We start from the raw sequence: 15,463 nt of genomic DNA, 5'->3' as shown, positions 1-15,463 counted from the left end.
ACAGAAGGTTTTGTGTTGTTTCCGGAGTTACCGCCATAGCCGCATGCGGGGCAGTGTTTCACCTTCCACGTCTTCCTCATTGCGAGCATCCAGCTCCTTGCATATCGTGTCCCGCAGCTCTTCGCAGAATTCGGCATTGCTGAGAGGGCTATAGTCCATGTTCACCAGATAAAACACGTCTTCAACCCGCTCGCCCAGCGTGGCAATTTTGGCGCTCAGTAAGCGCAGCTCGAAGCGTACAAAGATCCGGCCCAGATGGGCCAGCAGGCCGGGACGGTCCGGCGTAATAACTTCCAGAATGGTTGCGCTCTTTTCAATATCGTTGCTGATGCTGGCAACGGTACGCATGGCGAGCTGTTTGAGGTGGCGAGGTGTGCGCCGATTCAGATTGAACGCTGAAGGATCAGGGTTTTTCAGCGCGTGTGACAGGGTGCGCTGGGTTTTTTCGAGCATCTCAGTGTTGTCGCCGAAGGGCTGGTTGTTTTCATCCAGCACGTAGAAGGTATCAAAGGTGTGCCCCTCGGTGTCCCGGTGCAGCCGCGCATCCATAATATTCAGTTGCAGGTGGTCGAGTGCTGCCGCCGTTGTTGGGAAAACATTGTCCATGCCTTTGGTGTGGATGAAAATTTGCGTTGCAATGGGTATTTCCACCCCGGCATTTTGGATGAGAATCACCGGGTCATTGCTGTCACCCCGGGCGGCAATCGCAGCGGTATAAGTGGCGATATCATCCGCTTTTTCTCGCAGGAAAAATTCATCGTCCACGTTGCCCCAGATTTCTATGGCCTGTGGCTGGGTGATGCCGAGTTCGGCCAGTGTGTCCAAGGCAGCCTGTTTGGTGCTCTCCACCCAGGCATCCCGGTCAAAGGGGTTTTCCAGGCCTCGTTGCAGGGCGCGTTTGGTCTCTGAATAGAGTTGACGCATCAGCGAGGCTTTCCAGGTATTCCAGAGCGTTGGGTTGGTGGCGGTAATATCTGCTACGGTCAGCACAAACAGATAGTCCAGATGCAACTGGTTACCCATAAGTCGGGCGAATTTGTAGATAATATCCGGGTCCGATATGTCGGCGCGCTGAGATGTGTTGGACATGATCAGGTGGTGAGCCACCAGCCAGGAAATCAGGCGGGTTTCTTCAGCGCTGTAACCGTGGCGGCGACAGAATTCCTCGGCATCATGGGCACCCAGTGCCGAGTGATCACCACCGCGCCCTTTGGCGATGTCATGATATAGGCCTGCCACAAACACCAACTCCGGTTTGGGCAGGTTCTTGTAGATATGTGAACAGAGGGGGTAGCGTTCCGCCATCTCCGGCCGTTCCAGCACACGCATGTTTTTGATGAGCTGCAGGGTGTGAGCGTCTACCGGGTATCGGTGAAACATGTCGTGTTGGGTTTGGCCAATAATGCGACCAAATTCTGGCAGGTAGCGGCCCAGTATGCCGTAGCGGGTCATGCGTTGCAGCTGGGTGCTCATTCTATGGGGGCAGCGCAGCAGGCGCAGGAATAGCTTCTTGTTTTGCGGCTCATGACGGAAGCTGTCGTCAATTAATTTACGATGCTGACGAATCTGCCGGATGGTGGCCGCACGAATGCCCACAATGTTCTCGTTTTCCCCAAGCAGGCAGAATATCTCCAGCAAGGCGGAGGGGTATTTGGCAAATACGTAATCGCCGACCGTCTCGATATGCTTGTCGCGCACTTGAAAGCGCTCATTCAGGGCATAGATGTTTTTCGCCTTGTCCTTTCTGAGAATCACTTCATCGAGGTACTGCAGCATGACATCGTTCATCTCGCGCATGGACAAAACGACCTGGTAGTAGTGCTGCATGAATTTTTCTACACCGAGGCGCTCTTCACTGTCGTGATAACCGAACATGGCGGCCAGTTTGCGCTGATAATCAAACATCAGGCGTTCTTCCGGCCGATCCGCCAGTAAGTGAAGTCCGTAGCGAACTTTCCACAGGAATGCTTCGCCACGCTTCAGTTGCAGGAACTCTTCTGCGTTGAGAAATTCCTTGCCGATCAGCTGGTCAATGGATTCAACATTGAAGTGACGCTTGGCCACCCAGTTGATCATCTGGATATCACGCAACCCGCCAGGGGCCTCTTTAACATTTGGCTCCAGATTGTATTCGGTATTGCCGTGCTTCTCGTGCCGCTCCTTTTGCTCCAGCAGTTTGGCTCGGAAAAATGCCTTGTCTGACCAGATTTTTTTTGGCCCGGTTTTCTTGGTCATCAACTGCCGGAGCGATTCATTGCCGGCAATGGTTCGGGTTTCCATCAGGTTGGTGGCTACAGTGATATCGCCTTTAGCTTCTGCGACACATTGGGACATGGTGCGTACACTGTGGCCAATTTTCAGCTGGATATCCCACAGGAAGGTCAGAAACCCCTCGATGTTTTTTTGGTGGCGCCGGGGGTTGCCCCAGCGAATCAGTATCATAATGTCAATATCGGACTGGGGGTGAAGCTCGCCCCGACCATAGCCGCCGACGGCCAGCAGGCAGATATTTTTGCTCCAGCTGAAGCGGTTCCAGGCATGGCGCAATATGGTGTCCATAAAAATGGCGCGTTCATGGATCAGTGTGGCGGTCTGTTCCCCTTCGTGAAAACGGGCGTTGAAATGAAGGTTGGCAGCCTCAAGCGCGTTCTTGAAAACTTCGATAGGGTTTCGTGTGGCGACGTCTTCAAGGAAGCGACGTTCATCAAAAAAAAGCAGGGTTTTTGACTGTTCGTCCATTAGAACTTCTCGTCTTTGCGGGCGGTGAGTACCTCGACGCCATCAACAGTGACCGCGAGAGTATGTTCCCACTGGGCGGATAGTCGTCCGTCCCGGGTTTCAACGGTCCAGCCGTCCTTTTTGACTTTGGTATGGTGCCGCCCTGCATTCACCATTGGCTCAATCGTGAAGGTCATGCCTTCCTTGATCAGCATACCCGTATTGGGGCGGCCAAAATGTAGAACCTGCGGTTCCATGTGAAATTCGGTGCCAATGCCGTGGCCGCAATAATCACGCACAACACTGTAGAAGTGGCTTTCGGCATGTTGCTGGATGACGTGTCCAATATCACCCAGGCGGACGCCGGGTCGAACCACACTGATCCCCTTATAGAGACATTCCTGGGCTACCTGAACCAGGCGGCGAGCATGGTCAGCGACATTGCCCACACAAAACATTTTGCTGGTGTCGCCGTAGTAGCCATCCTTGATGACGGTAATGTCTAGGTTGACGATATCGCCATCCTTGAGTTTTTTCTTTTCCGAGGGAATGCCGTGGCAGACCACCTGGTTGATTGAGGTGCAGATAGATTTTGGAAACCCACGGTAATTGAGGGGCGCAGGAATGACTTTCTGTTCATTCACCATGTAGTCATGACAGATCCGATCAAGCTCGCCGGTGGTGACTCCAGGAACCACGTAGGGCTCGATCATTTCCAGAACTTCGGCCGCCAGCCTTCCGGCTATACGCATTTTTTCCAGTTCTTCGGCGGTTTGGATGCAATCTGCCATAAATATCAGGTTCCAGAGGTGCGGCTAAGCAAATTTAAGCGGCACATTGTAACGGATTGTTGCAGGTAGTGGCATATAGCGGCATACGTCGGATAAGGGTGGTTTTTACTTCAATAACTATAATGGATGTGGTATAAAGCGCACCGCTTTTGGGCAGTGTGTCCCGAGGCTTCATTAACTTAACGACACACACGTACCGGCACATCAGTCTGGGTGCCCCCGAAGGGGGTTGATTGGTGGGGTATGTGGAGGTTTAACCCTAACGAGGAATTTTTATGGCAAGTGTAAGCATGCGCGACATGTTGCAGGCTGGCGTTCACTTCGGACACCAGACCCGCTTCTGGAACCCCAAGATGGATCAATACATTTTCGGGGCCCGTAACAAGATTCATATTCTCAACCTGGAATATACCGTACCTGCGTTTAATGACGCGCTGGAGGTAGTTCGTCAGGTTGCAGCCAATGGCAACAAGGTACTGATGGTAGGCACCAAGCGTGCTGCCCAGAAGTCTATTGTCGAACAGGCACAGCGTGCCGGTATGCCCTACGTCAGCCACCGCTGGCTGGGTGGTATGCTGACCAACTACAAAACCATCCGTGCGTCGATCCGCCGTTTCCGTGAACTGGAAACGCAGAGCCAGGACGGTACTTTCGACAAGCTGACCAAGAAAGAAGCCCTGATGAGAACCCGCCTGATGGAGAAGCTTGAGCGCTCCATTGGTGGTATCAAGGAAATGGGCGGATTGCCCGATATGCTGTTCGTGATCGATGTGGATCATGAGCGTATTGCCATTCAGGAAGCCAATAAGCTGGGTATTCCGGTGATCGGTGTTGTGGATACCAACAGTGATCCCGACGGTGTGGATTATGTGATTCCGGGCAATGATGATGCGATTCGTGCCATCAAGCTTTACACCACAGCCATTGCCGACGCAATTCTTGAAGGCAAGGCTCAATCAAGCACCGCTACCAGCAAAGACGAATTTGTTGAAGTGGTTGAAGAAGAAAGCGCTGGCGACGATACCGAAGCGGCAGCTGAATAAACATCACAGCCAGAAGCTGTGATGTCACTGAAATCAAAAGGGGGCATAGCCCCCTTTTTTCCAGTTAAACAAAACGATTGAGAGGAATTTACAGATGGCAGCAATTTCTGCATCTCTGGTAAAAGAACTGCGCGAGCGCACAGGCCTCGGCATGATGGAATGTAAAAAAGCGTTGGTTGAAGCGGATGGCGACATCGAAAAAGCGATCGATGATCTGCGCAAATCCAGTGGTATGAAGGCCGCCAAAAAAGCAGGTCGCACCGCCGCTGAAGGTGTTGTGGCTGTGAAGGTGGCCGATGACAACAGCTATGCTGTGCTGGTTGAAGTCAACAGCGAAACAGACTTTGTGGCCCGCGACGACAACTTCCTGTCCTTTGTGAACACGGTAGTTGAAAAGGCGTTCAACGAAAAGCAAACCGATGCCGCCGCGCTGGCAGCCGATATGGAAGAAACCCGCCAGGCGCTGGTTCAGAAAATTGGTGAAAACATCGCTGTACGTCGTGTGGTTCTGGTCGAGGCGCCGATGGTTGGTACCTATGTTCACAGCAACAACCGTATCGCGGTGCTGACCGGTTTGACAGGTGGTGATGCCGAGCTCGCGAAAGATGTGGCCATGCACGTTGCCGCCGTGAACCCACAGGTTGTTAAACCCGAAGACATGCCGGCAGAGCTGGTGGAAAAAGAACGCGAAATCTTCTCTGCACAGGCGCGTGAAAGTGGCAAACCGGAAGAAATCATTGCCAAAATGATCGAGGGCCGCATCAGCAAGTTCCTGGCAGAGTCCAGCCTGGTGGCGCAGCCTTTTGTTAAAGACCCAGAAATCAAAGTAGGCAAGCTGGTTAAAGACGCCGGTGCTGACATCGAGTCCTTTGTTCGCTTTGAAGTGGGCGAGGGTATCGAGAAAGAGGAAGTGGATTTTGCCGCTGAGGTGGCGGCTCAGGTCGGCGCAGCCAAATGATCTGAAGACGGGGGCTGCGGCCCCCGTTATTATATACGCCCGATTAAATCCCCTTGCGGAGAACACACTGCATGCCTGGTACAAAAGACAAGAAGTACAAGCGTATTCTGCTCAAGTTGAGCGGTGAAGAACTGATGGGCGAGGAGGGGTTTGGTATTGACCCTAAGGTCCTAGACCGCATGGCGCTTGAGATCGGCCAGTTAGTTGGTATAGGTGTTCAGGTGGGACTTGTCATAGGTGGGGGCAATCTGTTTCGCGGTGCTGCGTTGCATGAAGCTGGTATGGAGCGTGTGACCGGTGACCACATGGGCATGTTGGCAACCATGATGAATGGCCTTGCCATGCGTGATGCTCTGGACCGCAACAATATTTCTGCGAGAGTCATGTCGGCAATACCCATGAGCGGTGTGGTTGAGCATTATGATCGCAGAACAGCCGTTCGGTATCTCGCCAGTGGTGATGTTGTTATTTTCTCTGCCGGAACCGGCAACCCATTCTTTACTACCGACTCTGCTGCCTGCCTGCGGGGTATTGAGATCGGTGCCGAGATCGTTTTGAAGGCGACCAAGGTGGACGGTGTATACTCTGCCGATCCGATGAAAGACCCCTCCGCAACCATGTATACACGCCTCACCTACGATGATGCGCTACAACAAAAACTCGGGGTTATGGATCTCACGGCCATTTGTCTGTGTCGCGAGCACGATATGCCGCTGCGGGTATTCCGCATGTCTAAACCCGGTGCCTTGCTTAGCATTGTGGTTGGTGGCGATGAAGGGACGTTGATTGAGGAAAGTTTTGATGATTGAAGACCTGAAAAAAGATGCTGAAGTGCGCATGACCAAGAGTGTCGAGTCTTTGGGTGGTGCTTTTAACAAAATTCGTACTGGCCGAGCCCACCCCAGCCTGCTGGACGGTGTAACCGTCTCCTATTATGGCGTCGACACTCCCCTGAACCAGGTGGGTAATGTCAATGTGCTGGACGCCCGTACCCTGTCTATTTCTGTGTGGGAGAAGAATCTCGTACCGGAGGTGGAAAAGGCGATCATGAAATCGGACCTGGGCCTTAACCCGGTAACCACTGGGGAGTTAATTCGGGTGCCGATGCCCCCGCTCACCGAGGAAACCAGAAAGGGCTTTATCAAGCAGGCCAAGACCGAGGCGGAAAATGCCCGCATCGCCATTCGCAATATTCGCCGCGATGTACTGTCGGATGTCAAAGAACTGCTGAAGGAAAAGGAAATCAGTGAAGATGATGAGCGCAAGGCTCAGGACAACATTCAGAAAATTACTGACAAGTACATTCAGCAGGTCGACCAGTTGCTGTCGGTGAAAGAAGTAGACTTGATGGAAATCTGATTCCGCTGGCCGGAACTGAACAGCATGAGTCAAAAAGCCGGTGAACCGTCTGCTCATCCATTGCGCCATGTGGCGATCATTATGGATGGCAATAACCGTTGGGCCGCTGAACGGGGTCTATCAGGCACCGTGGGTCACGAGGTCGGAGTCGAGCGGGTACGTGATGTGCTCGATGGTTGCCAGCGCCACAATATTGATGTTGTGACCCTGTTTGCGTTCAGCAGCGAAAACTGGCAGCGCCCTGAGCTGGAAGTCAAAGCCTTAATGTCCCTTTTAGGCAGCTATTTGCGCAAAGAAGTCCCACAGTTGCTCGAACGGGGTGTCCGTCTCAAATTTATCGGTCGTCGTGACAATTTCAGTGACAAGCTCAAGAAACTCCTGGATGACAGTGAGCGGGCCACTGCAGGAGGCTCGCGAACACTGGTTCTGGCAGTGGATTATGGTGGCCGATGGGAAATTACCGAAGCTGCCCGCAAACTGGCTCGTCAGGTACAGCTGGGGCGTCTGCGTCCGGAGGGCATCACCGAACAACGACTGGAGCAGCAAATGTCCCTGGTTGATCTGCCTCCTCCAGATCTTTGTATTCGTACGGCAGGGGAGCAGCGTATCAGTAACTTCTTGCTATGGCATTTAGCGTATTCAGAGCTGTATTTTGCCGATTGCTATTGGCCGGACTTCGATGGGGCGGCTTTTGATCTGGCGATTGATAACTACAAACAGCGTCAACGTCGATTCGGTATGAGGGATACCGGTGCCGAGGCAAGCAAGCATGCTTAAGCAGCGGGTAATAACGGCATTAGTGTTGGCGGCACTGTTTCTGGCAGCGCTGTTTCTGCTCAGCCCCTTGGGTTTCTCCTTGATGGTGGCCGTTGTGGTGGTTTATGCCGCCTGGGAATGGTCGGATTTGGCCGGGCTGGAATCGCCGGCATGGCGGATCGTATACGTAATGTTAATGGCAGTCTTGCTGGCTGCTGCAGCCTATCAGATGGGGCTGAGAGTGGATGCGCCTCCCGGATTGTCAGTGGGCCATAGTCTGCTGGTGGCGATGACCCCCTGGTGGGCGTTGGCGCTGCTGTGGGTGCAGGGTTACCCATCAAGTGCGCTGTTATGGGGACATAAACCCGTGCGGGCTATCATGGGTGCTTTTGTGCTGGTGCCAACATGGGTCGCTGTTGTGCTCTTGAGCTACAGTGAACACGGTCCCTGGTTGATTCTGCTGGTGGTGATGATTGTTGCTCTTGCAGATATTGGCGCCTTTTTCTCTGGCCGCAAATTTGGTCGTCATAGTCTGGCATTCAACGTTAGCCCGAAAAAAACCCTCGAGGGGCTTTTGGGGGGCGTTTTGGCGAATGTGCTATTGGTGGTGGTTCTTGGGCTTTGGTTCGAATTGTCCTCTCAGGATTGGCTGATTCTGTTTGCCATCGTTATGGTGACAACCCTTGCATCTGTACTGGGGGATTTACTGGAGAGTATGGTCAAGCGTCACAGGGGTGTTAAAGATAGTGGCAAGATTCTTCCGGGTCACGGTGGCGTGCTGGATCGCGTGGATAGCATCACAGCGGCGCTGCCGCTGTTTACCCTGATTTTTCTCTCCAGTGGTATACAGTTTTAATCATGCAGTATCTGACGGTATTAGGTGCGACAGGCTCCATTGGTGACAGTACCCTCGATGTGGTGTCACGGCATCCCGAGCGATTCTCCGTTTTTGCACTGACAGCCCACACCCAGATAGCAAAGCTGGCATCTCTTTGTGAGACTTTTAAACCTCGATATGCGGTCGTGGCGGATAAGCCGTCATCCCTTGTGCTGGCAGAGCAGCTGCAAACAGTCAGTCCTGATACAGAAGTGCTTTTTGGTGAAGAGGGACTTTGTCAGGTGGCCAGTCATCCCGAGGTGGATATGGTGATGGCTGCCATTGTCGGTGCCGTTGGATTGCGACCGACGATTGCTGCTGCAGAAGCGGGAAAAAAAGTATTGCTGGCGAATAAAGAAGCGTTGGTCATGGCTGGCGACTTGTTCATGGATGCCGTTCACCAGGCCGGTGCTACCCTGTTGCCTATCGACAGTGAACACAACGCGATCTTTCAGTGCCTGCCCGAGGGTTATCAGACGCACACTCGCATGGGTGTGAAGAAAGTTCTGTTGACAGCATCTGGTGGTCCATTCCGGCAAACTCCCCTCGCAGAACTGTCGGCGATGACACCTGAGCAGGCCTGTGCACACCCAAACTGGCAGATGGGCAGAAAAATTTCTGTTGATTCGGCAACCATGATGAACAAGGGGCTTGAGTTGATTGAGGCCTGCTGGTTGTTTGGCCTGACTCCGGACGATATTGAAGTGGTTATCCATCCTCAGAGTGTGATTCATTCCATGGTGGAGTATATCGACGGCTCCATTTTGGCCCAGCTGGGTAATCCGGACATGAGAACACCAATTGCTCACGCCCTTGCGTGGCCGGAGAGAATTTTTTCCGGGGTCGCAAGTCTGGACATGATTCAAACCGCGCGGCTGGATTTTGAAGCTCCCGATCTGGAGCGATTTCCCTGTTTGAGGTTGGCTATGGACGCTGCCAGGATCGGTGCCAGCGGGCCTGCAGTACTCAATGCGGCCAACGAAGTGGCTGTTGAGGCCTTTCTGGCAGGTGAGCTTGAATTTACTGGGATTGCTCAAGTTGTTGAAGAAGTGCTTCAGCACGCTGAGCTGCCTGAACCCGCGTCTCTGGATGTGGTCCAAGCATGCGATCTGGCGGCCAGGCAGGCCGCGAGAGACATCATTAGAGAGCGATCCGGAAAACATTGATGGAACTGATTCAGACGATTTTTTTTACCCTGCTAGCACTAGGTGTTTTGGTAACTTTCCATGAATTCGGCCATTTTTGGGTTGCTCGGCGCTGTGGTATTAAAGTTCTGCGCTTTTCCGTCGGATTTGGAAGTCCGCTTTTGCGTTGGAAGGACAAGCTGGGCACAGAATTTGTCGTGGCAGCCCTACCGCTGGGCGGCTATGTGCGCATGGTGGATGAGCGCGAGGGGGATGTAGCTGAGAGCGACCTGCCATATGCGTTTACCCGTAAACCCGTCTGGCAGCGGATGGCGGTGGTGGCTGCGGGCCCAATAGCCAATTTTATTCTTGCCGTACTTATATACTGGATCTTTTACGCCGTGGGCGTGACTGGGATTGCTCCTGTTATCAGTGGCGTTTCACCTGGCTCTGTTGCTGAATCGGCGGGATTACAAGCCGGTCAGGAAATCATCGCTGTCGATGGCCGGTCGACACCTACCTGGCAGGCATTGAATGAAAAACTGGTGGGGCGCATAGGCGAGACCGGCAAGATCACTTTCACCGTGAAACAGCCCGGCGATTCTCTCCCCTCTGATTATGAAGGGGAGCTTCAGGAGTGGCTGTCCAGGGCGGATGAACCCGACCCCGTTTCTAGTCTTGGTATCGTGCTCTACACGCCACAGATATTACCTGTGGCAGATGAAGTGGTGCCGGGTGATCCTGCGGATCTTGCGGGTTTACAGTCAGGTGATCAGGTGATCAGCGCCGGTGGCGAAGCCATGCCAGACTGGTCAGCCTGGGTTGCTTACGTGCGAGCCCGCCCCGGGGAGGAAATTCTGTTGCAGGTACAGAGGGGAGAGCAGCGCTTTGAAACAACGGTTGTTCCCAAAGCGACGGCGGCTGAAGACGGTACGGAAATTGGTCAAGTCGGCATGAGCGTGCGTATCCCCGAATGGCCAGATCACTTGGTTCGGAAAACGAATTACAGCCTGTTAGAAGCCTTCGGCAGAGGGGTGGAGCAAACCTGGAATACCTCGGTATTAATCCTCGACTCAGTCAAAAAGATGTTGATGGGACTGATTTCCGCAAAACACTTGAGTGGACCCATCACCATTGCTAAAGTGGCGGGCGCTTCTGCCCAATATGGTCTGACCGCTTATCTCGGCTTTTTGGCTTTTTTGAGTGTCAGCTTGGGTGTATTGAATTTGCTGCCCATCCCGGTTCTGGATGGGGGTCATCTGATGTATTACATCATCGAAGCAGTAAAAGGCTCACCGGTTCCCGAGAAAATCCAGATGATGGGCTTTCGGGTGGGCATGTTTTTGGTGATTGGGCTGATGTTGCTTGCCCTATACAATGACCTAATGCGGCTGTAGCTGTTAAAACGAACAAGAATCAAGAGAATTCCGGTCTTCATGAAACGCTTTTATCTGTTGCTCTCCCTTTGTTTGTTCGCTTTAGCTGTTCGCGCGGAAGTGTTTCAGGTCGAGGATATTCGTATCGATGGCCTTCAACGGGTCTCATCAGGCACTGTATTTGCCTCCATGCCCCTGAGCGTTGGCGATCTGATTGATGAAAATACCGTACGACGGGCCACCCGGTCACTGTTTCGAACTGGCTATTTTGATGATATTCGCATCTCCCGCGATGGTGGCATTCTGATTGTCACCGTGAAGGAGCGGCCGGCAATGGCAGAGATCAAGCTGTCGGGTAACAAAGCGATTCCAGAAGAAGATTTGCTGAAAGCGCTGCGGGACAATGGTTTGGCGGAAGGGCAGATTTTCCGTCAGGCGGTGCTGGAGGGTATGTCCAGAGAGCTGGAGCGCCAGTATGTTGGCCAGGGACGCTATGGGGCCACAGTGACTGCCGATATTGAAGAGCTGCCACGTAATCGCGTTGGGGTTCATATTAAGGTGGATGAAGGTGAAGTGGCGTCCATCAAGCACATCAATGTGGTGGGTGCCCGGGCCTTCGATGCCGATGAAATACTTTCCCTCTTTGAACTGAAGACTAGCAATATCCTGTCCTGGGTTTTCAACGATGATAAATATTCCAAGGAGAAGCTGTCAGGCGACCTGGAGCGTATTGAGTCTTTTTATCTGAATCGTGGGTACCTGAAGTTTTCCATTGAAACCACGCAGGTGGCCATCAGCCCTGATAGGCAGTCGGTATTTGTGACGGTCAACCTGAATGAGGGGGACGTTTATACCGTAGACGAAATCGCTCTGGCGGGTGATCTGGTGATTTCTGAAGGGGAAATCAGAAGCCTGGTACGCCTGAAAAAGGAACAGACCTTTTCCCAACTGGAGATGACCAACACTTCAGAAATAATCAAGGATCGCCTGGGCAATGAGGGGTATACCTTTGCTGAAGTCAAAGGAATCCCGGAGGTCAATGAAGACAACAAAACGGCCAAAGTGACCTTCTTCGTCAACCCAGGTAAGCGCGCTTATGTTCGCCGCATTGAGTTTCGCGGTAATACCAAAACCATGGATGAAGTGTTAAGACGGGAAATGCGCCAGATGGAAGGGGCGTCGGCCTCGACTGCTAAGATCGAGCACTCAAAAGTACGCCTTAACCGCCTGGGGTATTTCAAAGAGGTGCAGGTGGATACTCAACAAGTTCCCGGTACCAATGACCAGGTGGATGTGATCTACACGGTTGAAGAGCAGCCCTCAGGAAGTATTGGTGCGAGTGTCGGTTTTGCCCAGACCTATGGTCTGGTACTGGGTGCCAATATTTCCGAGAGAAACTTCTTGGGTACTGGTAACAATGTGTCAATCAACCTTAATCAGAGTGCCTACACCACCAACTATGGTTTCAGTGCCAGCAACCCCTATTTCACCCGTGACGGTATTGGCGCGGGGTTTTCCGTGTTTATGCGTGAGACAGACTACGAAGAGGTAAACGTTTCCAACTACAGCACGGACAGTATGGGTGGGTCACTAACATTCTCATACCCGATCTCGGATGTCTCCAGTATCGGTTTTGGCCTGGGGCTGGAGGTTCTGGAGCTGAAGCCTGGGTCTTTCCCCTCAGAGGAAATTCTGGAATTTATCGATGAGAATGGCGAAGACTTCACCACCTTTACCACCAGTTTCAACTGGGGCTATTCCACACTCAACCGTGCCAACTTGAGCACTGCGGGTATTTCGCACCGGGTAGCGGTCGAATTTTCAGTTCCTGGCAGCGACCTTGAATATTACAAAACCTCCTATGCCGGCCAGTACTTTCGTCCCCTGTCAGAGAGTCTGACGCTACGTATGCGCACGGACTTGGGCTACGGTGACAGTTATGGTTCAGGGGATCGCCTGCCGTTTTTCAAAAACTACTTTGGTGGAGGCTGGGGATCTGTCCGCGGCTATAAGAAGAATACTCTTGGGCCCCGTGAAACGCCGGATCCCGATAACCCCTTCGACAATGATGATGACCCATTTGGGGGTAACATGCTTGTCGTAGGTAGTGTGGAAGTTCTATTCCCGGTGCCATTTATTAAAGACCAGCGTAGTATCCAGGCCGCGGCTTTCCTTGATGCGGGTAATGTTTTTGACACTGATTGTGGTGACAAGGATGACGATTTCTGTCAGGAGCCCGATCTCGGTGATTTACGCTACTCCCTGGGTATTGGCGGAACCTGGATCAGCGGTTTTGGTCCCATTACTGCCAGTCTGGCGTTCCCGTTAAATCCGGGTGGGGAAGATGAGAAGGAAGTGTTCCAGTTTTCCTTGGGACAAACATTTTAAGAACATCAGTTAATTTCAACGGAGAGCTAGTGTGCGTATAGCAAAGATTTTGGTAATGGCCGTGGTTGTGGGTTTCACCTCTTCCTTGTTTGCTGCAGAGGGCCAGTCAGCGGGCGGCAATATTGCAGTGGTGGATTTCGGTAAGGCCATTTTTGGCACTGAGGTGGCCAAGGCCAGAATGAAACAGAAGAAAGGCGAGTCTGAGTTTGCGACTCTGCAGGGCAAGTATGAGTCTACCGTGTCAGAAATGAAGGCACTAAAAAAGGAAATCGATACCCAGGGAATGACTTGGTCTCAAGAGCAGGTGGCCGATGCTCAGAAGAAGATGGAATATCTCCGTGCAGATCTGGAGCTGATCACTCGTAAAATTCAAGGTGATCAGCAAGCCCTGCAAAACAGTATTGTTCAGGAGCTTCGCCCCAAAGCGGGAGAAGCTCTGCAGGAGCTGATTGAAGAAGAAGGTATCGTTCTGTTGTTGAGCTCGGAAGCTGTCGTCACTGCAGCGCCAAGCCTTGACGTCACTGCAAAGTTGACTGATCGTCTCAACAAGAAAACACAATAAGCTATATTCAGGTAGATAGCCGTGTCCGGTTTTTCACTGGCAGAAATCGCTGAGAAGATCGGCGCGGAGGTACGTGGTGACACCACTGCGCGTGTGGAGGGGCTCAACACATTGCGTGAAGCTTGTTCGCAGGAGTTAAGCTTTCTCGCTAACCCTGCTTACCGGCACTACCTGGACAGCACAGCCGCAGCGGCAGTCATTCTGGATTCTGACGCGGCAGAAGATTACAGCGGAAATGCGCTCATTATGGCCAACCCGTATCTTGGGTATGCACTGGCCACGGCTCTGTTCGATGATGCTCCATTGCCTGAAGTCGGCATCCACCCACAGGCAGTGATTGCTGAATCCGCCAACGTTGATCCCAGCGCTTCGGTTGGTCCCTTTGCCGTGATTGGTGAAGGAGTTAGAGTTGGTGCGAATACCCGCATAGGCTCTGGAACCCATGTGGGTGATGATTCGGTCATCGGTAGCGACTGCCGGATAGCTGCCAATGTCAGTATTTACCATGCTGTGCAGATTGGCAGCCACGTGACCATTCATAGTGGTGCGGTTATCGGTGCGGATGGTTTCGGCTTTGCGCCAAACCAGGGTCGTTGGGTCAAGATTCACCAACTTGGGTCAGTTGTCATCGGGAATCATGTGGAAATCGGAGCTTGTACCACCATTGATCGGGGTGCACTTGGAAACACCATTATCGAAGATGGGGTGATTCTGGATAATCATGTGCAAGTCGCGCATAACGTCCAGATTGGAGAAAATACCGCCATGGCCTGTTACGCAGGTGTGGCGGGTAGTACGGTGGTTGGCAAGAATTGTATTTTTGCTGCCAGGTCCGGCTCAGTCGGACATGTGACACTCTGCGACGGAGTCCATTTGACAGCGGCTGCCGTCATCACAAAATCACTGAAGGAGCCGGGCGCCTATTCTTCCGGCACCATGTTTAGCAAGTTCAGGGATTGGAAAAAAAGTGCTGTTCGTTTTAACCAACTGGATCAGTTGGCTAACCGCATCAGGGAATTAGAAAAAAAACTGCCTTGACGGGTTTTCTAACTTTGCTGAGATTTGAGAAAAGCTGATGGATATTAATGAGATAAAACAGCGCTTGCCGCATCGTTACCCCTTTTTATTGGTCGACCGGGTGGTTGAGCTGGAAGAGGGTAAACGGATTCTCGCTTACAAAAACATCACCTCCAACGAAGATGTTTTTAATGGCCATTTTCCCAATACCCCGATATTTCCGGGTGTCATGATTATCGAGGCGATGGCACAGGCCGCGGGCATTCTCGGCTTTGTCACGGAAAACAAATTTGCTGATGAAAATGCACTGTATTTGTTTGCAGGCGTAGATGGTGTGCGCTTCAAAAAGCAGGTCATTCCCGGTGATCGCCTGATGCTTGAGGCGGAGATCGACTCTGTGAAACGAACTATCTGGCGCTTCAAATGCCGCGCAACGGTTGAGGGTGAGCTGGCCTGCGAAGCGACCATTCTCTGTGCTTTGAAAACTTCCTGAT

General features: G+C 52.4%; 14 protein-coding genes. 12 read left to right on the top strand and 2 right to left on the bottom strand.

What is annotated here, in order from left to right:
- Positions 1-27: 27 nt before the first annotated feature.
- Both glnD and map read right to left on the bottom strand, forming a co-directional pair.
- Positions 28-2,739, bottom strand: coding sequence for a [protein-PII] uridylyltransferase (gene glnD / locus Q8A57_RS00805; RefSeq protein WP_305169019.1), 2,712 nt, complete (start codon positions 2,737-2,739; stop codon positions 28-30).
- A complete protein-coding gene (gene map / locus Q8A57_RS00800) occupies positions 2,739-3,509 on the bottom strand; it encodes a type I methionyl aminopeptidase (protein ID WP_305169018.1) in 771 nt (256 codons plus the stop codon). The genes glnD and map overlap by 1 nt, the downstream gene beginning before the upstream one ends.
- A 275-nt stretch (positions 3,510-3,784) precedes the next feature.
- Between map and rpsB the strand changes: the two genes are divergently transcribed.
- From rpsB to fabZ, 12 genes are all read left to right on the top strand, one after another.
- Complete coding sequence (rpsB, locus tag Q8A57_RS00795; RefSeq protein WP_305169017.1) at positions 3,785-4,552, top strand: 30S ribosomal protein S2; 768 nt, start codon at positions 3,785-3,787, stop codon at positions 4,550-4,552.
- A gap of 94 nt (positions 4,553-4,646) precedes the next feature.
- Entirely contained in the window at positions 4,647-5,510 is an 864-nt protein-coding gene (tsf, locus tag Q8A57_RS00790) for a translation elongation factor Ts (RefSeq protein WP_305169016.1), read from the top strand.
- 71 nt (positions 5,511-5,581) lie between these two features.
- Complete coding sequence (gene pyrH, locus Q8A57_RS00785) at positions 5,582-6,319, top strand: UMP kinase (protein ID WP_305169015.1); 738 nt, start codon at positions 5,582-5,584, stop codon at positions 6,317-6,319.
- The gene (frr, locus tag Q8A57_RS00780) at positions 6,312-6,869 is read left to right on the top strand and encodes a ribosome recycling factor (RefSeq protein ID WP_305169014.1); all 558 of its coding nucleotides are present in this window, start codon (positions 6,312-6,314) and stop codon (positions 6,867-6,869) included. The genes pyrH and frr overlap by 8 nt, the downstream gene beginning before the upstream one ends.
- A gap of 24 nt (positions 6,870-6,893) precedes the next feature.
- Positions 6,894-7,646 carry a polyprenyl diphosphate synthase gene (gene uppS / locus Q8A57_RS00775; RefSeq protein ID WP_305169013.1) on the top strand — a complete coding sequence of 251 codons (753 nt, stop codon included), beginning with the start codon at positions 6,894-6,896 and terminating at the stop codon, positions 7,644-7,646.
- Positions 7,639-8,481 carry a phosphatidate cytidylyltransferase gene (locus Q8A57_RS00770; RefSeq protein WP_305169012.1) on the top strand — a complete coding sequence of 281 codons (843 nt, stop codon included), beginning with the start codon at positions 7,639-7,641 and terminating at the stop codon, positions 8,479-8,481. Before uppS ends, Q8A57_RS00770 begins: the two co-directional genes overlap by 8 nt.
- A 2-nt stretch (positions 8,482-8,483) precedes the next feature.
- Positions 8,484-9,668, top strand: a complete 1,185-nt coding sequence (gene ispC / locus Q8A57_RS00765) for a 1-deoxy-D-xylulose-5-phosphate reductoisomerase (protein ID WP_305169011.1) — start codon at positions 8,484-8,486, stop codon at positions 9,666-9,668.
- The gene (rseP, locus tag Q8A57_RS00760; RefSeq protein WP_305169010.1) at positions 9,668-11,023 is read left to right on the top strand and encodes an RIP metalloprotease RseP; all 1,356 of its coding nucleotides are present in this window, start codon (positions 9,668-9,670) and stop codon (positions 11,021-11,023) included. Before ispC ends, rseP begins: the two co-directional genes overlap by 1 nt.
- 39 nt (positions 11,024-11,062) lie before the next feature.
- Positions 11,063-13,390, top strand: coding sequence for an outer membrane protein assembly factor BamA (bamA, locus tag Q8A57_RS00755; protein ID WP_305169009.1), 2,328 nt, complete (start codon positions 11,063-11,065; stop codon positions 13,388-13,390).
- 31 nt (positions 13,391-13,421) lie between these two features.
- Entirely contained in the window at positions 13,422-13,952 is a 531-nt protein-coding gene (locus Q8A57_RS00750) for an OmpH/Skp family outer membrane protein (RefSeq protein ID WP_305169008.1), read from the top strand.
- A gap of 21 nt (positions 13,953-13,973) precedes the next feature.
- Positions 13,974-14,990: a UDP-3-O-(3-hydroxymyristoyl)glucosamine N-acyltransferase gene (gene lpxD, locus Q8A57_RS00745; RefSeq protein ID WP_305169007.1), complete on the top strand. Its 1,017-nt coding sequence runs from the start codon at positions 13,974-13,976 to the stop codon at positions 14,988-14,990.
- Between the two features lie 34 nt (positions 14,991-15,024).
- Complete coding sequence (gene fabZ, locus Q8A57_RS00740; protein ID WP_305169704.1) at positions 15,025-15,462, top strand: 3-hydroxyacyl-ACP dehydratase FabZ; 438 nt, start codon at positions 15,025-15,027, stop codon at positions 15,460-15,462.
- Position 15,463 lies beyond the last annotated feature (1 nt).

The organism is Porticoccus litoralis (assembly GCF_030676955.1).
GTDB classification, from domain to species: domain Bacteria; phylum Pseudomonadota; class Gammaproteobacteria; order Pseudomonadales; family Porticoccaceae; genus Porticoccus; species Porticoccus litoralis.
This window is presented reverse-complemented; position numbering and strand designations above follow the sequence as displayed.